At 57.4% G+C, this 25,118-nt stretch carries 18 protein-coding genes and 1 other RNA gene; 8 read left to right on the top strand and 11 right to left on the bottom strand.

Annotation, left to right across the window (positions count from 1 at the left end; genetic code table 11):
* Nucleotides 1-396: 396 nt before the first annotated feature.
* The 5 genes from ffs to EQV90_RS09890 all read right to left on the bottom strand — a co-directional run bounded on the left by ffs (nt 397) and on the right by EQV90_RS09890 (nt 8,453).
* Nucleotides 397-493, bottom strand: an RNA gene (ffs, locus tag EQV90_RS09910) — signal recognition particle sRNA small type.
* Nucleotides 494-713: 220 nt separating this feature from the next.
* Entirely contained in the window at nt 714-3,071 is a 2,358-nt protein-coding gene (ligA, locus tag EQV90_RS09905; RefSeq protein WP_010656165.1) for an NAD-dependent DNA ligase LigA, read from the bottom strand.
* Between the two features lie 96 nt (nt 3,072-3,167).
* A complete protein-coding gene (zipA, locus tag EQV90_RS09900) occupies nt 3,168-4,046 on the bottom strand; it encodes a cell division protein ZipA (RefSeq protein ID WP_003447169.1) in 879 nt (292 codons plus the stop codon).
* 256 nt (nt 4,047-4,302) lie between these two features.
* On the bottom strand, nt 4,303-7,791 hold the full coding sequence (smc, locus tag EQV90_RS09895; RefSeq protein ID WP_240878044.1) for a chromosome segregation protein SMC: 3,489 nt from the start codon (nt 7,789-7,791) through the stop codon (nt 4,303-4,305).
* A gap of 2 nt (nt 7,792-7,793) precedes the next feature.
* Nucleotides 7,794-8,453: a GntR family transcriptional regulator gene (locus EQV90_RS09890; protein ID WP_003447165.1), complete on the bottom strand. Its 660-nt coding sequence runs from the start codon at nt 8,451-8,453 to the stop codon at nt 7,794-7,796.
* Nucleotides 8,454-8,677: 224 nt separating this feature from the next.
* On the opposite strand from EQV90_RS09890, the gene xdhA reads away from it, so the two are divergent.
* Genes xdhA through guaD form a run of 4 tightly spaced genes read left to right on the top strand, consistent with a single transcriptional unit; the run spans nt 8,678 to nt 14,660 of the window.
* A complete protein-coding gene (xdhA, locus tag EQV90_RS09885) occupies nt 8,678-10,135 on the top strand; it encodes a xanthine dehydrogenase small subunit (RefSeq protein WP_240878043.1) in 1,458 nt (485 codons plus the stop codon).
* Nucleotides 10,128-12,503 (top strand): xanthine dehydrogenase molybdopterin binding subunit, encoded by a 2,376-nt coding sequence (gene xdhB, locus EQV90_RS09880; protein WP_240878042.1) that lies wholly within the window; start codon nt 10,128-10,130, stop codon nt 12,501-12,503. Before xdhA ends, xdhB begins: the two co-directional genes overlap by 8 nt.
* Nucleotides 12,496-13,365: a xanthine dehydrogenase accessory protein XdhC gene (gene xdhC, locus EQV90_RS09875; protein ID WP_003447161.1), complete on the top strand. Its 870-nt coding sequence runs from the start codon at nt 12,496-12,498 to the stop codon at nt 13,363-13,365. The genes xdhB and xdhC overlap by 8 nt, the downstream gene beginning before the upstream one ends.
* A complete protein-coding gene (gene guaD / locus EQV90_RS09870; protein ID WP_010656169.1) occupies nt 13,362-14,660 on the top strand; it encodes a guanine deaminase in 1,299 nt (432 codons plus the stop codon). The genes xdhC and guaD overlap by 4 nt, the downstream gene beginning before the upstream one ends.
* 87 nt (nt 14,661-14,747) lie before the next feature.
* On the opposite strand, the gene EQV90_RS09865 is transcribed toward guaD, so the two are convergent.
* Nucleotides 14,748-15,515 carry a GntR family transcriptional regulator gene (locus tag EQV90_RS09865; RefSeq protein WP_003447157.1) on the bottom strand — a complete coding sequence of 256 codons (768 nt, stop codon included), beginning with the start codon at nt 15,513-15,515 and terminating at the stop codon, nt 14,748-14,750.
* A gap of 229 nt (nt 15,516-15,744) precedes the next feature.
* On the opposite strand from EQV90_RS09865, the gene EQV90_RS09860 reads away from it, so the two are divergent.
* Entirely contained in the window at nt 15,745-16,935 is a 1,191-nt protein-coding gene (locus tag EQV90_RS09860; RefSeq protein WP_003447155.1) for a benzoate/H(+) symporter BenE family transporter, read from the top strand.
* 97 nt (nt 16,936-17,032) lie between these two features.
* Here the strand turns inward: EQV90_RS09860 and EQV90_RS09855 are convergent, their stop codons facing one another.
* Nucleotides 17,033-17,794: an SDR family oxidoreductase gene (locus EQV90_RS09855; protein WP_003447153.1), complete on the bottom strand. Its 762-nt coding sequence runs from the start codon at nt 17,792-17,794 to the stop codon at nt 17,033-17,035.
* Nucleotides 17,795-17,992: 198 nt separating this feature from the next.
* Between EQV90_RS09855 and EQV90_RS09850 the strand changes: the two genes are divergently transcribed.
* Nucleotides 17,993-18,997: an NADP-dependent oxidoreductase gene (locus EQV90_RS09850; RefSeq protein ID WP_240878041.1), complete on the top strand. Its 1,005-nt coding sequence runs from the start codon at nt 17,993-17,995 to the stop codon at nt 18,995-18,997.
* Between the two features lie 103 nt (nt 18,998-19,100).
* Here the strand turns inward: EQV90_RS09850 and pyrF are convergent, their stop codons facing one another.
* A complete protein-coding gene (gene pyrF, locus EQV90_RS09845; RefSeq protein ID WP_003447150.1) occupies nt 19,101-19,799 on the bottom strand; it encodes an orotidine-5'-phosphate decarboxylase in 699 nt (232 codons plus the stop codon).
* Nucleotides 19,800-20,018: 219 nt separating this feature from the next.
* Between pyrF and EQV90_RS09840 the strand changes: the two genes are divergently transcribed.
* Nucleotides 20,019-20,186, top strand: coding sequence for a DUF2897 family protein (locus tag EQV90_RS09840; RefSeq protein WP_003447148.1), 168 nt, complete (start codon nt 20,019-20,021; stop codon nt 20,184-20,186).
* 135 nt (nt 20,187-20,321) lie between these two features.
* Nucleotides 20,322-20,885: a TetR/AcrR family transcriptional regulator gene (locus EQV90_RS09835; RefSeq protein WP_003447146.1), complete on the top strand. Its 564-nt coding sequence runs from the start codon at nt 20,322-20,324 to the stop codon at nt 20,883-20,885.
* A 57-nt stretch (nt 20,886-20,942) separates the two neighbouring features.
* Here the strand turns inward: EQV90_RS09835 and EQV90_RS09830 are convergent, their stop codons facing one another.
* The 3 genes from EQV90_RS09830 to EQV90_RS09820 all read right to left on the bottom strand — a co-directional run bounded on the left by EQV90_RS09830 (nt 20,943) and on the right by EQV90_RS09820 (nt 24,644).
* Nucleotides 20,943-21,272: a helix-hairpin-helix domain-containing protein gene (locus tag EQV90_RS09830; protein ID WP_003447144.1), complete on the bottom strand. Its 330-nt coding sequence runs from the start codon at nt 21,270-21,272 to the stop codon at nt 20,943-20,945.
* Between the two features lie 109 nt (nt 21,273-21,381).
* Nucleotides 21,382-23,379: a nucleoside-diphosphate sugar epimerase/dehydratase gene (locus tag EQV90_RS09825; RefSeq protein ID WP_010656171.1), complete on the bottom strand. Its 1,998-nt coding sequence runs from the start codon at nt 23,377-23,379 to the stop codon at nt 21,382-21,384.
* 86 nt (nt 23,380-23,465) lie between these two features.
* The gene (locus EQV90_RS09820) at nt 23,466-24,644 is read right to left on the bottom strand and encodes a DegT/DnrJ/EryC1/StrS aminotransferase family protein (RefSeq protein WP_003447140.1); all 1,179 of its coding nucleotides are present in this window, start codon (nt 24,642-24,644) and stop codon (nt 23,466-23,468) included.
* Nucleotides 24,645-25,118 lie beyond the last annotated feature (474 nt).

Raw genomic sequence — 25,118 nt, 5'->3', positions numbered from 1 at the left:
TTCTTTTCGGTCACTTGTTTGACCGCCTGGATTTTGAATTCTTCGGGATATCGCTGGTTGCTCATGGCACCTCCTAATGGGCCTCATTTTAAGGCTTGGAGGTGTCTACGAAACTAGGGGCGATTCAGCCTATCGATAGCAGATTACAAAAACCTTATCTCTGTGCAAGTACATTATTCGAAGGTGCTGATGCTGACCACAGAAACGACTACCTCTGTGACGACACGAAATTGAGCCTGTTAAGGACACGATGGAGATTTTTGATGGTGGACATGAAAGGCACACGATAAGATACAACGCAAGGTGATCCATTCGGATGTACCTAAACGCTGTCACACATCGAGATTTTTTACTGATAAATCCTTGTAGAATCAAGGACTTAGAGAATGGAGGCAACCCCACCAGCCACACCCCGGCACACAATGTTCCCGCTGTGGCTGCTTCCTTCCGGATCTGACCAGGTTAACGGGTAATCGTTGCGGAGGGACCGATAGGGTCACCATAACAACATCCGCTTAGCAGCGAACGGCGCCATTGTACCTGTCTGAGGAAAACTTACAACCGCTGCGGCAAGAATAAAAAAATGAGCGGGCTCAAGCACTTGGATTGGGCCATACAGGGCGGGGACCGGGCAGCAGACTCTGCAGGAGCGAGCTTTCAACAAGGCCGCGAAGAGCTCGCGAGCAAGCTCGCTCCTGCAGGGGGCTACCACTCTAGATCTGGATGCCCTGCTCACCCAGGAACGCCACAAAGGCTTCCTCATCCAGCACCTTGAGCCCCAGCTCATTGGCCTTGACCAGTTTCGAGCCCGCGCCGGGGCCCGCTACCACGCAATGGGTCTTGCCGGAGACCGAACCCGAAACCTTGGCTCCCAGGCTTTCGAGTTTGTCTTTGGCGACGTCGCGACTCATCAACTCCAGCGAGCCGGTCAGCACCCAGGTCTGCCCGGCCAGCGGCAAACCTTCCACGGTCTTTTTCTCGCTCTGCCAGTGCATGCCGAAGTCGCGCAACTGCGCCTCGACAGCCAGAGCCGCCCGGGCATTTTCTGGGTTGTCGAAAAATTCGCGCACCGCTTTGGCCTGTTTCTCAGGCAGCGCCTGACGCATATCGAGCCAGTCAGCGTTGATTACCCCCTCAAGGGTTACAAACTTTTCGGCCAGCTTTTGCGCACCACCCGGTCCCACCGAGGGGATATGCAGCTTGTCGATCAACCCGCCCAAGGTGGCACTGGCCGCGAACTCGGCCCCCAGATCCCCCTGGTCCTGCAATTCCAGTCCACGCTCAAGCAATTGCGCTATCACCTGCTGGTTATGGGCATCACCGAAGAAGCTGTGAATCTCGTGGGCCACTTCCAGCCCGACATCCGGCAAGTAGGTGAGTACTTGCGGCAAAGCACGCTGTACACGCTCCAGAGAGGCCAATGAGCGCGCCAGTACTTTGGCCGTCTCCTCTCCTACATCGGGAATTCCCAGAGCGTATATAAAACGCGCCAATGCCGGACGCTTGCTGTCCGCTATTGCCTGCAGCAAATTCTTGCTCGACAGCTCGGCAAACCCTTCAAGATCGACAATTTTTTCGAAGGTCAGGGTGTACAGATCGGCCGGCGAACTCACCAACCCCTCATCCACCAACTGCTCGACGCTTTTTTCGCCCAGGCCTTCAATATCCATGGCCCGACGCGAAACAAAGTGAATGATCGCCTGTTTGAGCTGGGCCCCGCAGGCCAGTCGCCCGACACAGCGGTACACCGCCCCTTCACTGATGGTTTCGCGACCCTTGCTGCGCTTGATCAGTTGCGTGCGCTCTACGTGGGAACCGCACACTGGACAGCTCTCCGGGATCTGCACCGGGCGAGCGTTTTCAGGACGCCGCTCCAGCACCACTTGCACCACCTGCGGAATCACATCACCGGCACGGCGAATAATCACCGTGTCACCAATCATCAGCCCCAGACGCGCCACTTCATCCATGTTGTGCAGCGTGGCATTGGAGACCGTGACCCCCGCCACCTTGACCGGCTTTAAACGCGCCACCGGCGTGACCGCACCGGTACGACCGACCTGAAACTCCACATCCAGCAGCTCGGTCAGCTCTTCCATCGCCGGGAACTTGTGAGCAATAGCCCAGCGCGGCTCGCGGGCACGAAAGCCCAGCTCACGCTGCGATGCCAGGCTATTGACCTTGAACACCACACCATCGATTTCATAAGGCAGGGACGCGCGGCGCTCGCCAATATCACGGTAGTAGTCCAGGCATTCGCCAATGCCCCGGGCCAGTTTCAATTCATGACTGATCGGCATGCCCCATTGCTGCAACTGCTTGAGATTGCCGATATGGGTGTCTGAAAACTCCTCAGACACCTGACCAAGGCCGTAGCAGCAAAACTCCAAAGGACGACTGGCGGTAATTTTCGAGTCCAGCTGCCGCAAACTGCCTGCTGCGGCGTTACGCGGGTTGGCAAAGGTTTTGCCGCCTGCGGCTAGCTGGGTCTCGTTAAGACGGTCAAAGCCGGCCTTGGACATGAAGACCTCGCCCCGCACCTCCAGGACTGCGGGCCAACCGCTGCCATGCAGCTTGAGCGGGATATTGCGTACCGTGCGCACGTTGACACTGATGTCTTCGCCCGTGGTGCCGTCTCCGCGAGTAGCTCCGCGCACCAGATTGCCGTCCCGATACAGCAAGCTGACCGCCAGACCATCGAGCTTGGGCTCACAGCTGTATTCAACTTCGGCGCCGCCGCCAAACAGATCGCCCGCCGGCAAATCCAGACCTTCGCTGACGCGCCGGTCGAATTCACGCATGTCTGTTTCATCAAAGGCGTTGCCAAGACTCAGCATCGGCACTTCGTGGCGCACTTGAGTAAAAGCCGACAACGCCGCGCTGCCGACTCGCTGGGTCGGCGAGTCCGGGGTGATCAGCTCCGGATGCTCGGTCTCCAGCGCTTTGAGCTCGCGAAACAGACGATCGTACTCGGCGTCCGGAATGCTGGGCTCGTCGAGTACGTGATAGCGATAGTTGTGCTGATCCAGTTCAGCGCGCAGCTCTAGAATTCGGGTATTGGCGGCGGTCATGGGGTGTTCTCTCACAAAGCAAAAGAGCAGCCGAGGCTGCTCTTGCGTTAATCATTTTGCGTTTCTGCGGGAGCAAGCATGCCTGCCCCCACCTGTTTAGCGTTTCTGGGTCAGGGCACGACGCTCGAACTCGACGATGCGCTGACGGTAATGCTCGATGGTCTGAGCCGTCAAAACACTGCGCTGGTCATCTTTAAGCTCACCGTTGAGCTCCTGGGACAACTTGCGTGCAGCGGCAACCATCACATCGAATGCCTGCTTGGGATGACGCGGGCCCGGCAAGCCGAGAAAGAAGCTCACGGCAGGGGTGCTGAACAGGTCAATATCATCCAGATCAAACACGCCCGGTTTCACGGCGTTGGCCATGGAGAACAACACTTCGCCATTACCGGCCATGCTTTCGTGGCGGTGGAAAATATCCATCTCACCAAAGCGCAAACCGCTTTCAAGGATGTTCTGCAGCAATGCAGGCCCTTTGAAGCCGGCAGGATCGCGACTGATCACACTGATGACCAGCACTTCTTCAGCGGCCTGTTGTGCTGCTGGCTCCTTCGCTTCAACCGCCGCCACACTTGGCGCTGAACGCCCACGTGGTTTGGCTTCCTGGGCGAAGTCATCATCGCGGGCGCTGATGCTCGGACCGTCTTCCAGATCCAGATTGAGGTTCAGGTCACCCTGGCTCGGCTCCCCGCCACGCTTGCTGCGCTTGGAACCCTTGTCCCGTGGCGACATGCTGACCGATGGCAGGTCGTGCTCGTCAAGCTGGGGCTCTTTATGGGCCGGCGTGTCCAGGACTCGCGAAGGACCCAGCAGCTCGGCGCTGGTCTCCTCGTCAGGGACGTTGGAAAAGCTGCGGTCAAGGCGAAACTTGAGTTTGCCCTTGCCACCGCGCATACGGCGCCAGCCATCAAAAAGAATACCGGCGATGACCACTATGCCGATGACTATCAGCCACTCGCGCAGACCGATTTCCATGTAATCCCGTGCCCCTAAAAAATGATTCTATGAAGAAGAGCCTAAAGCCCTTTAAAACGTGGCGCCAACTCTATGTTCTGAATGGCGTTTTACCCACGTACAAAAAATTAGACGCTAAATTAACACGACCAAAGATAACTTTACACCGTCTGTCGCATTGGGCTAATGCCCATATAGCCCACGACCCATCAGTCATGCCAGACAAATATTCAGGAATTCTCTTTCGAGAAGAAAAATCCCCCTACATGCTTATAGCTCAAGCATCGACCATTGCCATTGCCTCCTCGACATCAACCGCCACCAGACGAGAGCAGCCGGGCTCATGCATTGTCACCCCCATCAACTGATCGGCCATTTCCATGGCGATTTTGTTGTGGGTGATGTAAATGAATTGCACGGTCTGTGACATCTCTTTTACCAGGCGGGCATAGCGGCCCACGTTAGCGTCATCAAGCGGTGCGTCAACTTCATCAAGCATGCAAAACGGCGCAGGATTGAGTTTGAAAATGGCAAAAACCAGTGCCAGGGCAGTCAATGCTTTCTCGCCACCGGACAGCAAATGAATGGTGCTGTTCTTCTTGCCCGGTGGACGCGCCATGATAGTTACCCCTGTATCGAGTAAATCTTCGCCCGTCAGTTCCAAATAAGCGCTGCCACCACCGAAAACTTTTGGGAAAAGTGCCTGTAATCCACCATTTATCTGATCAAAGGTGTCTTTGAAGCGACTGCGCGTCTCTTTGTCGATCTTGCGAATAACGTTTTCCAGGGTATCCAGCGCCTCGACCAGGTCGGCATCCTGGGCATCCAGATAACGTTTGCGCTCGGACTGCTGCTGGTACTCATCGATGGCCGCGAGGTTGATGGCCCCCAGACGTTGAATCCGCGCTGCAATACGTTCCAGCTCTTCTTCAGCCTGCTGCTCATTGACCTCGGCATTCAGGGTTGCAAGCACCCCGTGCAGGTCATAGCCATCGGCCAGCAACTGATCCTGCAACGTGGTTCGACGCACTGTCAGCGCCTGCCACTCCATGCGCTGCTGCTCAAGCTGCCCGCGAATCAGCTGCGATTGCTGCTCGGCCTGATTGCGGCGTTTTTCAGCGTCGCGCAATTCACGGTCAGCATCCTCAAGGGCGGTCTGGGCAATTTTGAGCTCCTGATCCACGGTCAGGCACTTGTCGAGCAACTCTTCAAGCTTGAGGCGCAACTCTTCGAGGGGGGCCTCGCCCTCCTCCAGATTAAGACTGAGCTGTTCACGCTTTTCCGCCAGACGCTCGGACTGCAACTCCAGCCGCTCAAGGGCCTGGCGCGTTGAGTCGTGCTGCGCCTTGAGCGAGCCTAGGCGCACCGCCAGCTGGTGAGCGTGATCCTTGTGCTGACGCGCTTCCTGGCGCACCCGGTCCAGGCGCTCGCGCAGACTGTCGCGCTGGGCCAACAGCAGCTCACGCCGCTCAGTGTCGGTGGCCATGGCATCCAGTGCATCCTGGAGCTGCAGGCGGGACTCGCCAACCTGCTCATGCTCCAGGGCTCGCTGCTCTCCCAGCTCGACCAGCTCTTCATCCAGGCGACGCCGGCGCAAGGTCAATTGCTCGACCTTGGCTTTGCTGGCAGATAGCAGGGCCTTGATCTCACCTTGCTGACGAGCTTCGTCCTGCAGACGGCGACGCACCTGCTCGCGGGAGTCTTCCTGGGTCAACTGTTGCTCGCGCAAACGCTGTAGCTGTTCTTCAAGGCTGGCCAGTGCGGCTTCACGCTCTTCGCGCTCAGCACCCAAATGCTGAATTTCCTGCCCCCGGGCCAACACGCCGCTTTGCGCTTCGCTGGCACGCCGAACCCGCAAAAAGTTGCGCCCTACCCAATACCCGTCCCGGCTGATCAGGCTCTGGCCATCGGCCAATTGCACGCGCATGGCCAGCGCCTGCTCCAGGGTTTCCACCGCCCTGACCTGACCCAGCCATGGCGAGAGATCGAAGTCGGCCTCGACCTTGTCCAGCAAACTGCCGGCCAAACGACCGCCCTGGGTACCGGCACTGAACAGGCGCAGGTCGCCCTGGGCAAAACCGGCCAGGTCCAGTTGCGCAAAGTCATCCACCAGCACGGCCTGCAAGTCGGCGCCAAGAACCGTCTCGACCGCCAGCTCCCAGCCGGCTTCAACGCGCAGGCCTTCGGCCAGACGTGGGCGATCGGCGAGCTGCTGGTCTTGCAACCACTGCGCTGCACCGGTGCCCGGGTCCAGAGCTGCCTGCTGCAAGGCCTCAAGGGAGGCCAGGCGACCGTTGAGCCGCTGCAGCTCACCCTGTGCCTGCTGCTGATTGTGTGTCGCCTGCTGCAAATCGTGCCGCACCTGCTCCAGCCGCTCGACCAGCAGCTCTTCACTGGCTTGCAGTTCTTCCTGGGTCAGCTCGCTGGTTGCCAGTTGCTCACTCAGCTCGAGAATCGCCGCATCTTCAGGATCGGCCGCCAGCAAGGCGCGCTCTTCTGCCAACCGGCGCTGACGTTCGGCCACGCGCTCCATGCTGGTTTCCAGCTGCTGGATACGCGCCTGCAAGACTTCGGACTGACGCTGGGGCTCTGCCGAGCGCTGGTTGAAATCATCCCACTGCTCTTGCCAGCCATGCATGGTGTGTTCGGATTCTTCCAGCGCGGCTGCCGCTTCTTCGGCCGCAGCGCTGGTCAGTTCCTGCTCTGGTGCGAGCATTTCAAGCTCTTCACCCAGCGTCGCCAACATCGTCCGGTCATGCCCCAGATGGGCCTCGGTTTCGAGACGGGAACGCTCGGCTTCGCGCAGGTCATCCTGCAACTGACGCAAACGCTGCTGACCGTGCTGAATGCTTTGCTCGACCCGGGCAATATCACCGCCGACCGAATAGAAGCGTCCTTGCACCAAATTAAAGCGTTCTGACAGATCATGGTGCCCGTCACGCAAGCGTTCGATGCTGGCATCGGCATTGCGCTGCTCGGCCACCAGGGCTTCGAAACTGACTTCCTGGTTGCCAATAACCGCTTCGCGCTGGCCCACTTGCTCGTTCAGTGCCTGCCAGCGCAAAGCTGACAGCTGAGCCTTGAGCTGACGCTCTTGGGCCTTGTATTCCTGATATTTCTCGGCTGCCTGGGCCTGGCGATGCAAGCGCTCAAGCTGACGCCCCAACTCTTCACGCAGGTCGGTCAGGCGGGCGAGGTTTTCGTGGGTACGGCGAATACGGTTTTCAGTCTCGCGGCGACGCTCCTTGTATTTGGAGATGCCTGCCGCCTCTTCGATAAAGTTACGCAGATCCTCAGGCTTGGACTCGATCAGTTTCGAGATCATGCCCTGCTCGATAATCGAATAACTGCGCGGCCCGAGACCGGTTCCCAGGAAAATATCGGTGATATCACGCCGACGGCACTTGGTACCGTTGAGGTAATAGGTGGTCTGACTGTCGCGGGTCACTTTACGACGGATGGAAATCTCGGCGTAGGCCGCGTATTCGCCCAGCAGCGTGCCGTCGGAGTTATCGAACACCAGTTCGATGCTGGCCTGACTCACCGGCTTGCGTGTGGTGGAACCGTTGAAGATGACATCCGTCATCGACTCGCCGCGCAGGTTTTTAGCCGAGCTTTCACCCATCACCCAGCGCACGGCGTCGATGATGTTCGACTTGCCGCAGCCGTTAGGGCCTACAACGGCCGCCATATTGCTCGGGAAGTTAACGGTTGTCGGATCGACGAAGGACTTGAAGCCCGCGAGTTTGATGCAAGTGAGGCGCACGCTCAGGCAACCGTCAAGGCAGACAGCACCAGGTCACAACTGCGCTGGGCATAGCGGCTCAGAACCTCGCGAATCTGCGGCAAATCACGCGCCACTACGGCTTCGAGCAACTGCGCGAAGAGTTCCAGGTATTCGCTCATTTCAGCCTTGCGCTGATCCAGCGCCAGGTAATAGGCACGGCTCATGGCCGGATGCAGGTTTTCAACGGTTTCCTGCAAATACGGGTTGTCGGCAAACGGAAACGCCGCACGCATCACATTGAAACTGTCTTCGACAAATGCACTGATGTCCTGACGCTCGTAGCTGGCGACCAGACGCTGCTGAATCTGCAGGAAAGGCCCCAGATCAGCCTGTACCGCCCAGCGGCGGGCCACGGCGTTGCCCAGCAGAATGTACATCTCGCTCATCAGCGTGCACAGGCTCTGCACTTTGTGCGCAGTGAGCTCGGTGACATGGGCGCCGCGCCGCGGGAGGATGGCGATCAGGTGCCGGCGCTCGAGAATCAGCAACGCTTCGCGCACAGAACCGCGACTGACGTTAAGTGCCAGAGTCACTTTCTGCTCTTGAATGCGCTCCCCAGGCTTGAGCTCGCCCCGAATGATGCGTTCGGCGAGGTGGTGAGCGATTTGCTCGGCGAGGCTATCCGGCGCCTTGAACGTCATGTTTTACCTTCAAAATCTTCGATCAGTACAAGCGGCGCAGTGTAACTCACTTGCCCGGTGCTAGCGGAGTGCCGCAAACCCTGAATTTGGCACGAAATAAGCAAATAAATTCCCGTTATTTAAATCACCGGGACAGTCGAGCCTAATTTCTTGACCTGAGAGTCAGCTTTAGCTAGATTCAGTCCATCCCGCTCTATAACAATAATGATTTTGCGAGGCCTTCCGTGATCCAGTTCCTACTCAACCAGACGCTGCGCTGCGAGCATGCGCTGGACCCGAACATGACCGTGCTTGAATACTTGCGCGAGCACCTGCACAAACCCGGCACCAAGGAAGGGTGCGCCAGCGGCGACTGCGGTGCCTGCACTGTGGTGGTGGGTGAGTTGCATAGCGACGATACAGGCACCCGGAGCCTGCGCTATCGCAGTATCAATTCGTGCCTGACCTTTGTTTCGACCTTGCACGGTAAGCAACTGATCAGCGTTGAAGACCTCAAACACCAGGGCCAGCTGCACAGCGTGCAACGGGCAATGGTCGACTGCCATGGTTCACAGTGCGGTTTCTGCACCCCGGGCTTCGTGATGTCGCTGTTCGCCCTGCAAAAGAACAGCACCGGCCTCCATGATGGTCATCAGGCGCACGAAGCGCTGGCCGGCAACCTGTGTCGCTGTACCGGTTACCGCCCCATCCTGGCCGCCGCCGAGCAGGCCTGCAACGCAGAGCGGGGCGATCAGTTCGATGCGCAACAGAGCCAGACCATCGCTCAACTCGAAGCCATTGCCCCGACCCAGACCGCAGAACTGAACAGCGGCGACAAACGCTGCCTGCTGCCCTTGACCATCAGCGATCTGGCTCAGCTATATGAGTCGCACCCCCAGGCCCGCCTGCTGGCCGGAGGGACCGATCTGGCCCTGGAAGTCACCCAGTTTCATCGCCCGTTACCGGTCATGATCTATGTCGGCAACGTGGCCGAAATGAAACTGATCGAACGCTTTGAGGACCGCCTTGAAATCGGGGCTGCCGTTTCACTGACTGACGCCTACAGCACGCTCAAGGCTGAATACCCGGACTTCGGCGAACTGCTGCAACGCTTCGCGTCCTTGCAAATCCGCAATCAGGGCACCCTTGGCGGCAATATTGGCAACGCCTCGCCCATTGGTGACACGCCTCCACTACTGATCGCTCTCGGTGCACAGTTGGTGCTGTGCAAAGGGGAAGCCCGGCGCACCCTGGCGATTGAGGATTACTTCATCGACTACCGGGTGACGGCTCGTCAGGAAGGCGAGTTTATCGAGAAAATTGTCATCCCTCGCGCCAGCCAGAGTCATACCTTTCGCGCCTATAAAGTATCCAAGCGCCTGGATGACGACATCAGTGCCGTGTGCGCGGCCTTCAACCTGCATATCGACAACGGCCTGGTGGTTGAGGCACGGGTCGCCTATGGCAGGATGGCTGCCATCTCCAAACGGGCCAAAGCCTGTGAAGATGCCCTGCTCGGCGCCCCCTGGAACCCGTCGACCCTTGAGCGGGCCTGTGCGGCACTGGCTGAAGACTTCACCCCGCTGTCCGACTTTCGCGCCAGCAAGGAATACCGCCTGCTGAGCGCGCAAAACCTGCTGCGTAAATTTTTCATCGAGCAGCAAACGCCACACCTTGAGACGCGGGTAACAGCATATGTCTAATCATCACAAGATTGAGCCAACCCAGGCCGAGTTGACCGCCCTCTTCCGGCAAGACCTGAAGACCGGCGTTGGCCGCAGTGTCAAACATGACAGTGCCGAGAAGCACGTTTCGGGTGAAGCACAGTACATCGATGACCGACTTGAGTTTCCCAATCAGCTACATCTTTACGCGCGCTTGTCCGACCGGGCTCACGCCAGAATCATTCGCGTCGATACAGCGCCCTGCTATGGCTTTGACGGAGTGCGTCTGGCAATCACCCATGAGGATATTCCCGGCCTCAAGGACATTGGTCCGCTGCTGCCCGGCGACCCGCTGCTGGCCATCGACAAGGTGGAATTTGTTGGCCAGCCGGTACTGGTAGTGGCCGCAAAGGACCTGGATACCGCCCGCAAGGCCGCAATGGCGGCGATTATCGAGTATGAAGACCTGGAGCCGGTGCTCGATGTGGTGCAGGCCCTGCGCAACAAGCACTTCGTGCTCGAAAGCCACACCCATCAACGCGGCGACTCGAGCGGTGCACTGGCCCGGGCCACTCACCGCTTGCAGGGCAGCCTGCATATCGGCGGGCAAGAACACTTTTATCTCGAAACCCAGATCTCCTCGGTAATGCCTACCGAAGATGGCGGCATGATTGTTTACTGCTCGACGCAAAATCCGACCGAAGTACAGAAACTGGTCGCCGAAGTCCTTGATGTTTCGATGAACAAAATCGTCGTCGACATGCGGCGCATGGGCGGAGGCTTTGGCGGCAAGGAGACCCAGGCGGCCAGCCCCGCCTGCCTGTGCGCGGTAGTCGCGCGCCTGACCGGCCAGCCGAGCAAAATGCGTTTGCCACGGGTCGAAGACATGCTGATGACCGGCAAGCGTCATCCGTTCTATATCGAATACGACGTCGGCTTCGATGCCAAGGGCCAACTGCAAGGCATTCAGCTGGACCTGGCCGGTAACTGCGGGTGCTCGCCGGACCTGTCCAATTCCATCGTCGACCGCGCCATGTTCCATGCCGACAACGCCTATTACCTGGGCGACGCAACGATCAATGGCCATCGCTGCAAAACCAACACCGCTTCAAACACCGCCTATCGCGGTTTTGGCGGGCCCCAAGGAATGGTTGCCATCGAAGAGGTCATGGACCGTATCGCCCGCCACCTGGCCCTCGATCCGCTGGCCGTGCGCAAGGCCAACTACTACGGCAAGACTGAACGCAACGTGACCCACTATTACCAGACCGTGGAGCACAACCTGCTGGAGGAAATGACCGCAGATCTCGAGGCAAGCAGCCAGTATTACGAGCGACGCGAAGCGATCAAGGCGTTTAACGCCAGCAGTCCGGTGCTGAAAAAAGGCCTGGCACTGACCCCGGTTAAATTCGGTATTTCCTTTACCGCCAGTTTTCTCAACCAGGCCGGGGCACTGATCCATATCTACACTGACGGCAGCATCCACCTCAACCACGGTGGTACCGAGATGGGTCAGGGCTTGAACATCAAGGTGGCCCAGGTGGTGGCCGAGGTGTTTCAAGTGGAGATCAGTCGCGTGCAAATCACCGCGACCAACACTGACAAGGTGCCAAACACCTCGCCGACTGCCGCCTCCAGCGGTGCCGACCTGAATGGCAAGGCCGCGCAAAACGCTGCTGAAATCATCAAGCAACGGCTGATCGAGTTTGCAGCCGGCAAGTATCAGGTCGAGCCGCAGGATGTGATGTTTCACAATGGCCAGGTCCGCGTTGGCGAGCAGATCATCAGCTTTGAAACCCTGATCCAGCAGGCATATTTCGGCCAGGTCTCACTGTCGAGCACCGGCTACTACAAAACACCAAAGATCTTTTATGACCGCAACCAGGCACGCGGAAGGCCGTTTTACTACTTTGCCTTTGGCGCCGCCTGCGCCGAAGTCATAGTCGACACCCTGACCGGCGAATACAAGATGTTGCGCACAGACATCCTCCACGACGTGGGCGCCTCCCTGAACCCGGCCATTGATATTGGCCAGGTCGAAGGTGGCTACATCCAGGGCGCCGGCTGGCTGACCATGGAAGAACTGGTGTGGAATGCCAAAGGCAAACTCATGACCAGCGGCCCGGCCAGCTACAAGATTCCGGCCGTGGCGGACATGCCCCTGGACCTGAGGGTAACCCTGGTGGAGAACCGCAAGAACCCGGAAGACACGGTGTTCCACTCCAAGGCCGTAGGCGAGCCACCGTTCATGCTCGGCATCGCCGCCTGGTGTGCGATCAAGGATGCAGTCGCCAGCCTCGCCGATTATCGCCTGCAACCCGAGATCGACGCGCCGGCAACGCCGGAGCGGGTGTTGTGGGGGTGTGAGCAAATGCGTAAAGCAGCCCGGGGGAAACCGTATGAATAACTGGATCAGCGCCCTGGCCGACCTGCAGCAACAAGGCGAACCTTGCGTCCTGGTGACCATTATCGAGGAGCAAGGCTCGACCCCGCGCAATGCCGGCTCGAAGATGGTAATCAGTGCCGCGCAGACCTTCGACACCATCGGCGGCGGTCATCTGGAATACAAGGCGATGGAGATTGCCCGCCAGATGCTCGACAGCGGCAAGCACGACACCCATCTGCAGCGGTTCAGCCTGGGCGCCAGCCTGGGCCAATGTTGTGGCGGCGTAACCCTGTTGCTGTTCGAGCCCATGGGCCAGGTGCAGGCCCAGATCGCCGTCTTTGGCGCCGGCCATGTGGCGCGTGCACTGGTGCCGCTGCTTGCCGGCCTGCCGTGCCGGGTGCGCTGGATCGACTCGCGGGAACAGGAATTCCCGACGCAAATACCTGCAGGCGTGCGAAAAATCGTCACCGATGAACCCGTCGACGAGGTGGATGCGCTGCCAACAGGTTGCTACTGCATCGTCATGACGCATAATCACGCCCTGGACCTGGAACTCAGCGCCGCCTTGCTCAAACGTAACGACTTTACCTACTTCGGTTTGATTGGTTCCCAAACCAAGCGCGTGAAGTTCGAGCATCGCCTGCGCGACCGCGGTTTCAGCCCGCAACATTTGCAGCGCTTGCGCTGCCCGATGGGCTTGAGCGAAGTCAAAGGCAAACTGCCTGTGGAAATCGCCATATCCATCGCCGGCGAAATCATCGCCACCTATAACGCCCACTTTGGCCAGCACACGGCCAGTGGCAACACCGCGTCATCTGAACCCATTAAACAATTGCTGCCGTCTTCACGACGCAGCCATGCCACGCACCGAGAATTGTCATGACCTGTAAAGCCTATCGCGCCGCCATCCTGCACAGCATTGCCGACCCCGCCGAAGTCGGCATCGAAGCCTCCTATGAGTATTTCGAAGATGGCCTGCTGGTGGTCGACAACGGCCTGATCAAAGCCGTCGGAGCAGCCAGCGAGCTGCTTGCGACACTGACCGCCGATACCGAGATCACGGAATACACCGATGCGCTGATCACGCCCGGTTTTATCGACACCCATATTCACTTCCCGCAAACCGGGATGATCGGTGCCTACGGCGAGCAGTTGCTCGACTGGCTCAACACCTACACTTTCCCGTGCGAAAACCAGTTTGCCGATAAAGCCCATGCCGACGAAGTGGCCGGCATTTTCCTCAAGGAACTGCTGCGCAACGGCACCACCACGGCCCTGGTATTTGGCAGCGTGCATCCGCAATCAGTGGATGCCCTGTTCGAAGCCGCCCAGGGTCTGGACCTGCGTTTGATTGCCGGCAAAGTGATGATGGACCGTAACGCGCCGGAGTATCTGACCGACACCGCCGAAACCGGCTACAGCGAAAGCAAGGCGCTGATCGAGCGCTGGCACGGCAAGGGCCGCCTGCATTACGCGGTGACCCCACGCTTCGCGCCGACCAGTACGCCAGAGCAATTAACCCTGGCGGGCAAGTTGTTGGGTGAATACCCGGATCTGTATCTGCACACCCATATCAGCGAGAACCTTCAAGAAATTGAGTGGGTAAAGTCGCTGTTCCCGGAGCGTAAAGGCTATCTGGACGTGTACGACCACTACCAACTGCTGGGAGAGCGCTCGGTATTTGCCCATGGCGTGCATTTGTGTGACGAGGAATGCGCCCGACTGGCGGAAACCGGCTCGGCAGTGGCTTTCTGCCCGACGTCCAACCTGTTCCTTGGCAGCGGCCTGTTCAACTTGCCGATGGCAGAGAAGCATAAACTCAATGTCGGGCTGGGCACGGATGTGGGTGCAGGCACTAGTTTCTCGCTGCTCAACACCCTGAACGAAGCCTACAAGGTCATGCAACTGCAGGGTGCACGCCTCGATCCGTTCAAGTCGTTGTATCTGGCCACCCTGGGCGGCGCGCGGGCCCTGCGTCTGGAAGACCGTATCGGCAACCTGCAAGCGGGCAGCGATGCGGACTTTGTGGTCCTGGACTACAACGCCACACCGTTGATGAGCTATCGCCTCAAGCAGTCGAAAAACATTGCCGAAACATTGTTTGTATTGATGACCCTGGGCGATGACCGCACCGTGCAACAGACCTATGCAGCGGGCAATCTGGTGCATCAGCGCTAAACCTGAATACACCGCTACCTTGTGGGAGCCGGCTTGCCGGCGATGACATCGCGAGCAGGCTCGCTCCTTCAGGAATCGATGGCGGGTTTACAGCTTGGCTGCAGGCCGGGGGCTTTTGCCCTTGGTTTGCAGCAAGTGCGAGAACACCGCATGCAAATCGTCCGAGGCGCTCTCTTCGTCAAGGTTGAGTTTGCTGTCGATGTGATCCATGTGGTGCATCATCAGGTCTACAGCCAGCGCGGCATCACGCGCTTCAATCGCATCGATCAATTGCATGTGCTCGTCGTAGGAGCAGTGCGAGCGGTTGCCGCTCTCGTATTGGGCAATAATCAGTGACGTTTGCGACACCAGGCTGCGCTGGAAGCTGATCAGGGGCGCATTTTTGGCAGCCTCTGCCAGTTTCAGGTGAAACTCGCCTGACAAGCGGATCCCGGCCCCGCGATCGCCCCGCGAAAAGCTGTCACGCTCGTCTTCCACCATTTTGCGCAACTGCGCCAGGTCCTCGGCACAGGCATGCACCACAGCCAGTTCGGTGATGGCCTTTTCTACCAGCCGCCGGGCAAAAAACACCTGACGCGCTTCCTCAATACTGGGGCTGGCCACCACCGCACCACGGTTTGGCCGCAGCAATACGACCCCTTCGTGGGCCAGACGCGACAAGGCACGACGAATGATGGTACGGCTCACCCCAAAGATTTCACCCAGCGCTTCTTCACTCAGCTTGGTTCCAGGCGCCAGACGCTGTTCGAGAATCGCCTCGAAAATATGCGCGTAGACGATATCGTCCTGGGTTCCACTGCGGCCGGCCTTGCCTGCGCGGGATTGTTTCTTGAGAGGCTGCAACTGTTCGTTCATGGGCACTCGTGTGGGAAAGCGGCGGCGAATTAGACGTTACCTCAGTACGGTAACGGGCGTCGCTGGCAAAGAATTAATGCATAAAATCAGGGCGCATTGTACACAAGCCAGAGTGCCAGTACGACTGTACGGTCATTTGCGATCCCGGCTGTATCGCAATGACAGGTTAGCTTTGCGTTTAGGCTTGCGTGCTGTCAGAACTCTCTTCAAGAACAAGGAATTGCGCACCATGTCCGACGCCCCTCTGCCGCGGTTACATCCGCTGTCCGACACCTCGCCTTCAGCCGTGGTCGCAGGCTTTATCGCAATGATGACCGGCTACACCAGTTCCCTGGTGCTGATGTTTCAGGCCGGCCAGGCAGCAGGTCTGAGCAGCGGACAGATTTCCTCGTGGATATGGGCCTTGTCAATTGGCATGGCTGTTTGCAGCATAGGATTGTCATTGCGTTACCGCACCCCCATTACCATCGCCTGGTCTACGCCCGGGGCCGCGCTGCTGATCACCAGCCTCGGTGGCGTCAGCTATGGCGAGGCTATCGGCGCCTATATCACCTGTGCACTGCTGGTCATTATCTGCGGCATGACCGGCAGCTTCGAGCGCCTGGTCAAACGTATCCCCGGGTCACTGGCAGCGGCTTTACTGGCGGGCATCCTGTTCAAGATCGGTAGCGAGATCTTCGTCGCGGCACAACATCGCACCGGGCTGGTGGTCGGGATGTTGGTCACTTACCTGATCGTCAAGCGCCTGTTGCCGCGCTATGCCGTGCTCGCGGCCCTGATGATCGGCACCTTGATCTCGGGCTTGCTTGGACTCCTGGATTTCAGCGGTTTCGCCCTGGAAGTCGCGGTCCCGGTATGGACTACACCCTCGTTCTCGATAGCCGCGACCATCAGTATCGGTATCCCGCTATTTGTGGTGGCCATGACCTCCCAGAACATGCCGGGCATCGCCGTGCTGCGGGCCGATGGTTACAACGTCCCCGCTTCGCCGCTGATCACCACCACCGGTGTCGCCTCGCTGCTGCTCGCACCCTTCGGTTCCCACGGGATTAACCTGGCCGCGATCAGTGCCGCCATATGCACTGGCCCCCATGCCCACGAAGACCCTAAAAAACGCTACACGGCGGCAATGTGGTGCGGCATTTTCTACGGTATTGCCGGGACCTTTGGTGCAACGCTGGCGGCACTGTTCGCAGCCTTCCCCAAAGAATTGGTACTGTCGATTGCAGCACTGGCCCTGTTCGGCTCCATCAGCAATGGCCTGACCATCGCCATGGCTGAATCGAAAGAACGCGAAGCCGCACTCATCACCTTTATGGTCACAGCGTCCGGAATGACCCTGTTCTCGATTGGCTCGGCCTTCTGGGGAATTGTCGCGGGCGTGTTGACCTTGATCATCCTGAACTGGAAAGCGCGCTGACCGGCAATGCAACTCTATAGGAGCCGGGCTCGCTGGCGATGCTGAGGTAAGGAGCTCGCAAGCAAGCCCGACTCCTGCACAATTGGTTGGCGCTCGCTCAAATCGCCAACGCTCCGCCGTCCACGGCCAGGGCGTGGCCCGTGGTAAAGGCTGCACCGTCAGAGCATAAATACAGCACCGCACTGGCCACCTCTTGCACTGTGCCTATACGCCCCACGGGATGAATTGCCGCTGCATACTCAGCCTTTTTCGGATCTGCCTCATAGGCACGGCGAAACATGTCGGTATCAATAACCGCCGGGCATACCGCGTTCACCCGAACCCCCTTCTTTGCATATTCAATGGCCGCTGACTTGGTCAAACCAATCACTGCATGCTTGGATGCCGAATAAATACTCATCTTCGGGGCCGCCCCCAGCCCCGCCACCGACGCGGTATTGACGATTGCACCGCCGCCCTGGGCCAGCAGCAGCGGCAACTGATACTTCATGCACAACCAGACACCTTTGACGTTAACCCCCATGATCGCGTCAAACTCATCCTGTGTACCCTCTGCCAGACGCCCCTGTTCAATCTCGATCCCGGCATTATTGAAGGCATAGTCCAGGCGGCCGTAAGTGCTGATGGTCTGCGCCATCAAGTGTTTTACCTCGGCTTCGAGGGTCACATTGCAGGGTACGAACACGGATGTGCCGCCCGCAGCCCTGATGAGCTCAACCGTGCCTTCACCGCTGGCAACATTCAGATCGGCCACTACGACTTTCAAACCCTCTGCGGCAAAGGCCAGCGCGGTTGCCCGGCCAATACCGGCCCCTGCCCCCGTGACAACCACCACCTGCCCGGAAAAGCTCATGCTCATTATTTTTGTCCTCGAAGGGGAAAAGCTGTGCAGAGTGTAGGCACGCACACAGATCAGCCCCTTATTTATCGAAATGATAAATCCCTGCCCACCACAATCACTCAAGGTGATGAAAAAGCATTCGTGAGCCGAGATTCACTTGCTGGGCCAGGCAAGAAGGGCTATCAACAGTCTTTGTCTTTTAGCTGAGTGCAGACCATGACCGCCGAGACCAACCGCCAGTTTCTTCTTGCCAAACGCCCCGTCGGCGCCGCAACACGGGACACCTTCAGCTTTCAGCAAGTGCCTGTGGCCAAGCCGGGCGCAGGCCAGATAGTGGTCAAGAATCAATACCTGTCGCTCGACCCGGCCATGCGCGGCTGGATGAACGAAGGCAAATCCTATATTCCGCCGGTCGGTTTGGGCGAAGTGATGCGCGCCCTGGGTGTCGGTCAGGTGATTGCCTCCGAACATCCCGGTTTTGCAGTCGGTGACTATGTGAACGGTGCGCTGGGGGTGCAGGACTACTTCGTGGGCGAACCCCGGGGCTTCTACAAAGTCGATCCGAAACTCGCACCTTTGCCAGTGTATTTATCAGCACTGGGGATGACCGGGATGACCGCCTATTTCGCCTTACTCGAAGTCGGCGCACCTAAAGCGGGTGACACCGTCGTGATTTCCGGCGCCGCCGGTGCGGTCGGCAGCATTGCCGGGCAAATCGCCAAACTCAAAGGCTGCCGCGTGGTGGGTATTGCCGGGGGCAAACAGAAATGCGAGTTACTGATTGAAGAGCTGGGCTTTGACGGGGCTATCGACTACAAGAGCGAAGACGTCATCGCAGGTCTTAAGCGCGAATGCCCTAAAGGGGTCGATGTGTTTTTCGACAACGTCGGCGGCGATATTCTCGATGCAGTACTTAGCCGCCTGAACTTTAAAGCCCGCGTAGTGATTTGTGGCGCCATCAGCCAGTACAACAACAAGGAAGCCGTAAAAGGGCCGGCCAATTATCTGTCGCTACTGGTGAATCGCGCACGCATGGAAGGGTTTGTGGTGATGGACTATGCCGACCGCTATGCAGCAGCAGGGCAAGAAATGGCCGGATGGCTGGCCAAAGGCCAACTCAAAAGCAAGGAGCATATTGTTGAAGGGCTGGAAACATTTCCCGAAACCCTGATGAAACTGTTCAGCGGGGAAAACTTCGGCAAGTTGATCTTGAAGGTCTGACCCGGCACTTGATCATTGTGCCCCCCCTGAAGTGGCAACGGCCTGACCGCGAGAGCATCGCAGGCAAGCCGTTGTTACAGAATCAGTATTAATTAGCGCGCAGTCAGGCCAGCTCGGCGACCACCGCAGCCAGAGCTTTGGCCGGGTCCGCAGCCTGGCTGATCGGGCGGCCGATTACCAGATAGTCAGAGCCTGCATCCAGCGCCTGGCGCGGGGTCAGAATACGGCGCTGATCATCCTGGGCGCTGCCGGCAGGACGAATCCCCGGGGTCACCAGTTTTAGCGCTGGATGCGCAGCCTTGAGCGCTTGCGCTTCCAGTGCCGAGCAGACCAGGCCATCCATACCGGCCTTCTGGGCCAAGGCAGCCAGCCGCAGTACCTGCTCTTGAGGCTCGATGTCCAGGCCAATCCCGGCCAGGTCTTCGCGCTCCATGCTGGTCAGCACTGTCACACCAATCAGCAGCGGTTGCGGGCCGGTACGCTTGTCGAGCACTTCACGGCACGCGGCCATCATCCGCATCCCGCCCGAGCAGTGAACGTTCACCATCCACACGCCCATTTCGGCGGCAGCTTTAACCGCCATTGCTGTGGTATTGGGAATATCGTGGAATTTGAGATCCAGAAACACCTCAAAACCCTTGTCACGCAAAGTGCCGACAATTTCCGCAGCACAGCTGGTAAACAGCTCTTTGCCCACTTTCACCCGGCACAGCTTCGGGTCCAACTGATCAGCCAGTTTCAGTGCGGCGTCACGCGTTGGGAAATCCAGGGCGACGATAATAGGAGTCTGGCAGTCGGACATTAGCGGGTTCTCAGGCTGGTCGAAATCGGCGCGCATTGTAGCGGAACCAGCCGCTTACCGGCACCCGATGATCGCAATTTCACAATTTTAGTCATCTAAAGAGTTATAAGACCCGCAGCGGATTAACCGGCCTACAATGAAACCACTGCGTAGTCACAGACTCAAAAGGACAGACTGCAACCCGCTTTGCACAGCGGTTCACTCAACAAGGAGAACACTATGCCCTGGTATGCCTGGTTAATTCTGATCGTAGCTATCGGCGCCATCGTTGGCGCGCTGATGACTTTACGTGAAACCGCCAACAAAGTTGAACTGACCGATGAACAGCGTAAACGTGTAGCCGAACGTAACGCCGAGATGGATGAGAAAGAGTCGAAGGACCGCTGAGACAGTCTGACTATGTTTACCCAGCCCATGGGCTGGGTTGTCGACTACAAATATCTACATGCCCTGGAATGAAACACCTGTACATCTCCCTGGAGCCCAAGGCTATGATGCTTGATTGCATAAGAGACAGCAGCCATGCGGTACTCCCCAGGTCATAAAGCCCAAACCCACAAACGCATCATCAAAGAAGCATCCGGGCTCTTCCGGCGAGACGGGATTGGCGCCACGGGGCTACAACCCCTCATGAAATCCCTGGGCCTCACCCACGGTGGCTTTTATGCCCACTTTTCGTCGAAAAACGAACTGGTAGAAAAAGCCCTGCAGCATGCGGCTGATGAAGTGGACACCATCTGCGAACAACTATTCAGCCAGCCGCAGCCACTCAATGCATTCATCGACACTTACTTGTCCCAATGGCACGTCACTTCTCCCCATGAAGGCTGCCCGCTACCAACCATGTCCGCTGAAATGGCCCAACAAGGGCTTCCCAGCTCCACCACGGACTACGTAATCAACGCCCGACTTGAACAGATTGAGGGCGCCCTTGAGGAGCCGGATGCTCAAGACCGGAGCATCGTGATACTTGCAACACTGGTTGGGGCTCTGGTCCTGTCTCGCGGAGCCCAAAGCGATGCACTCAGAGAGAAGATTCTTGCAGTAACGCGTAATGCATTGAAGCAATCAGATCAGCAGGCTTGAACACCAGACGCAAAAAGGCCAGTCAATGACTGGCCTTTTTACTTTCCACCGGCTGGCTTAGTTCACCGCGACCTTATCGCGATTCCTGTCATAAATGGCCTTGCCTATCCCGGTCACTTCCAGCAGTTCATCTGCCGAGGCGAAGTTCCCGTTGGCCTCACGGTAAGCCACTATGGCCCTGGCTTTGGCGGCCCCTACACCAGAGAGTTCACGCTGGAGTGTCGCCTCATCTGCAGTGTTGAGGTTGACCGTTACCAGCTGTGCTTCTGGCTCAGCGTGGGCACTTACAGTCGGCTTGGGTACCTCCGCCTGGGGCGCAGCATGAGCTACGCCGGAAATACCCACCATCAGGGCCAAAAACATCGAAGACAGAAAGCTAATACGCATAAGTGACACTCCTTTACATCGTTAAGTAGAAACAGCTTTCCTGAGCTGTACTCCAAACGTAGGTGATGGAAGCGGAGTGTCAAAAATCACTGCGTTGCAGAGTATGTAGTCATAACAACTCTGAGCGACGTTGTTGATGGATCCAGTCGACAATTTCGCCCTCGGGGGCATAACCACTGACCGTATCGCGCAATAGTTGCCGTACCAGCGGATAGTCGTCCTGATCCACCGCTTCAAGCAATTGTCTCAGCCGCTGCTTGAGTTCATCCCAGGGCAACATGTCTTCATTGGCACTCATGATCATCGGGTGCCGGGTCGCTACTACGTTGTCACCAATCAGCAACTCTTCGTAAAGCTTTTCGCCCGGGCGCAGGCCCGTGAATTCGATTTCGATGTCGCCATGCAGATTCTTCTCTGAGCGAACACTGAGGCCGGAAAGGTGAATCATTTTTTCGGCCAGCTCGACAATGCGCACAGGCTCGCCCATATCGAGCACAAACACATCACCGCCCTGCCCCATGGAACCGGCTTGAATCACCAGCTGTGCGGCCTCCGGGATAGTCATGAAGTAGCGGGTAATTTTGGGATGAGTCACAGTCAGTGGCCCGCCGGCTTTGATCTGTTTGTGAAACAGCGGAATGACCGATCCCGAAGAGCCCAGTACATTGCCAAAGCGAACCATGGTGAAGCGGGTTTTATTAACCCGCGAAACATTAGCTGCATCGCCAAACAGTACAGGCGCCACTTCCCGACTGAGCGCCTGAAGCGTCATCTCGGCCAGGCGCTTGGTGCTGCCCATCACATTGGTCGGACGTACAGCCTTGTCAGTAGAAATCAGCACAAAGTTCGCAACCCCGGACTGTAAAGCAGCCTGGGCCGTATTGAGCGTGCCAATAACGTTATTCAGTACGCCTTCAGCAATGTTGTGCTCAACCATTGGGACATGCTTGTACGCGGCAGCGTGATACACAGTATCGACACCCCAGGTCTTCATGACCTCCAGCAGTTTGTGCGCATTACGCACCGAGCCCAGAATCGGTAATACCCTCACCGACAGTGACTCACGAGTAACCCGTTGCTCAAGTTCGGAACAAATGCTGTAAAGATTGAATTCGCTGTGTTCAAACAGCAGCAACGTCGTTGGTCGAAGTGCCAGGATCTGCCGACACAGCTCTGAACCAATGGAGCCGCCCGCCCCCGTCACCAGTACGCACTGACCTTTAATGCAGTGTTCCAGCAACTCCCCCTGGGCAGGTACCGCATCACGCCCCAGCAAATCGGCAATATCCACTTCCTGGATATCGTCGACCTTGACCCGGCCGCTGGCCAGATCCATGAAACCTGGAACGCTGCGCACATGAAGCGGGAAGCCTTCAAGCAGACCCAGAATTTCCCGACGGCGACCGCGGGACGAAGAAGGGATTGCCAACAAGAGTTCTTGTGCACCTGTCCGATCAATCATCTGCTGCATGTTTTCAGGCTTGAACACCTGCAAACCGGAGATAACACGATCAGAGATGCTTTCATCATCATCGATGAAAGCTACAGGGCGCATGATTCTGCCCATGCGCAGGGCCGCGACCAGCTGATTACCCGCAGCGCCGGCACCGTAAATGGCAACACGGGGCAAGCCGTCGTCCCGGCTGGTAAAGGGAACGTGCTGAGCAGCAGAGAACCAGTCACCCAGGAAGTACTGCCGCATGGCCAGACGCAAACCGCCAAGCATGATCAGGCTCAGCCACCAGTAGTTGAAAACTATCGAGCGCGGCACAAGGTTTTCGGGATTGCTGTACCAATACATCACTACAGCCAGAACCAGCGATGACAGACTTACTGCTTTGACAATCGCTATCAGGGCATCGTTGCCGAAATAGCGCATCACGGCGCGGTACATACCGAACCGGACAAATAGAGGAATGGCTATCAGGGGCGCAAAAGCGAAAAGAGAAAGGTGCATCTCGAATGGAAAAAGCGCTTCCTCGATACCTAGCCGCACGACAAAAGCCAGCCACAGGGCAATCCAGACAAGAATCACATCTGTGGCCACTTGAATAACGCGTTTTTGCCGCCGTGACAGGTTGAGTAAGTACGTTCGAATTTTATCCATAAACCCTTGAACACCTATGCTGCACAAAAAAAACCATCAACACTCTACTGCTCAATGCTCCTGGCTACCCATCGCAAGGTTATATCTCACACCAGTGATGCTTCCTCAACAACTTCACTCAATACCTTACAGGTCAAACTGATTTCCTGTTCTGTGAGTGTTGGATGCACCAAAAACATCATGCTCGTCTCACCCAGCTCCTTCGCATTGGCAAGGCGTTGCTCAGGCCGCCAGCCCGTATTGTCAAAAGCCTTCTCAAGGTAAACCTCGGAACATGAACCGGAAAAAGCCGGCACGCCGCGAGAGACCATTTCATTCAGAATGCGATCCCGGGACCAGCCAGCCTTCAAGTCTTGAGGACGCACAAACACGTAGCATTTGTACGCAGCATGCACGTCATCGGCAGGTAGTACAGGAACCCGCAGTGCTGGCAATTGCCGAGCCGCATCCCAAATACGCATGGCATTGCTCAGGCGAGACGCTTGCCAGTCCTGCATGCGACGCAATTGAATACGTCCAATAACGGCTTGTACTTCGAGCATACGCCAGTTCGTACCAAAACTTTCATGCAGCCAACGGAAGCCAGGGGCATGGTCTCGCTCATAAACAGCTTCCCAACTCTTGCCGTGGTCTTTGTAAGCCCACATATCAGCCCACAGTTGTCGATCATTAGTGGTGACCATTCCACCTTCGCCGCCGGTGGTCATGATTTTATCCTGACAGAATGACCAGGCACCTACATGGCCGATAGAACCGACCGGCCTGCCTTTGTAATGAGCACCGTGGGCCTGGGCACAATCTTCAATCACCTTTAGCCCATGCTCATTGGCCAACGCCATGATCGGATCCATATCACATGGCCAGCCGGCTAAATGAACGCAGATCAGCGCTTTGGTACGCGGAGTCAAAACTGCACGGATGGTTTCAGCCGTAAAATTTTGCGAATCCAGGTCGACATCTGCGAAAACGGGTACCGCACCCGCATTGACGATGCTTGAAACCGAAGCCAGGAACGTACGAGAGGTAACTATCACCTCATCACCCGCTCCGATCCCGAGCGCTTTTAATGCCAGGTCAAGGGCTACAGTGCCGTTGGCAAGGGCAATTGCATATTCAGTACCTGACCAGGCCGCAAACTCTTTTTCAAAAGTCCGCGTTTCTTGACCGGTCCAGTAGTTGACCTTATTGGATAATATGACATCGCGGACAGCGTCAGCCTCTTCTACGGTGAAGGAAGGCCAAGGAGAAAAAGGTGTATTCAACACAATTCAGTACCCACGAATAAAAGTTAAAAAGCAGTCTGTGCATACCGGGAGTGCATTCATCTCCCCAAGCCGCTAGCAGGAATAACTGCAACGGCTCTTATTTCGTCAAGTGATTCAAAAACGCGGTACCAGCATCGATATTGATATTACAGCCGATATTTATAGACTGGTTTACGCTCGCACCAATACCGATCCAGCGCAAGCGGAGAACACGTACTGTCCCGGCAAGCCTCGCGCCGGGACTAACCTGAACACACTCGTCCAAAAAACAATCGTGATCGATACTGCAGGCGGGACTCAGGATAAAACCACAACCAGTCGCCGCGCCGGACTTGCCCCCCAGCAAAAGCCACAACACCTGTGCCAACAGTCGCGGTGCACTAAACCGTTTATAGCTGCGTATACCGCACTCTCCACAGCTTTACATTCTTGCACTGCCTATAGAAGCCATGCCGTGGCGGTGTTCACCACGGG

This window comes from Pseudomonas sp. TMW22089 (assembly GCF_022496645.1).
Classification (GTDB): Bacteria; Pseudomonadota; Gammaproteobacteria; order Pseudomonadales; family Pseudomonadaceae; genus Aquipseudomonas; species Aquipseudomonas paraversuta.
Note: the sequence above shows the minus strand (reverse complement) of the source record. Positions and strands in the feature narration are given on the sequence as shown.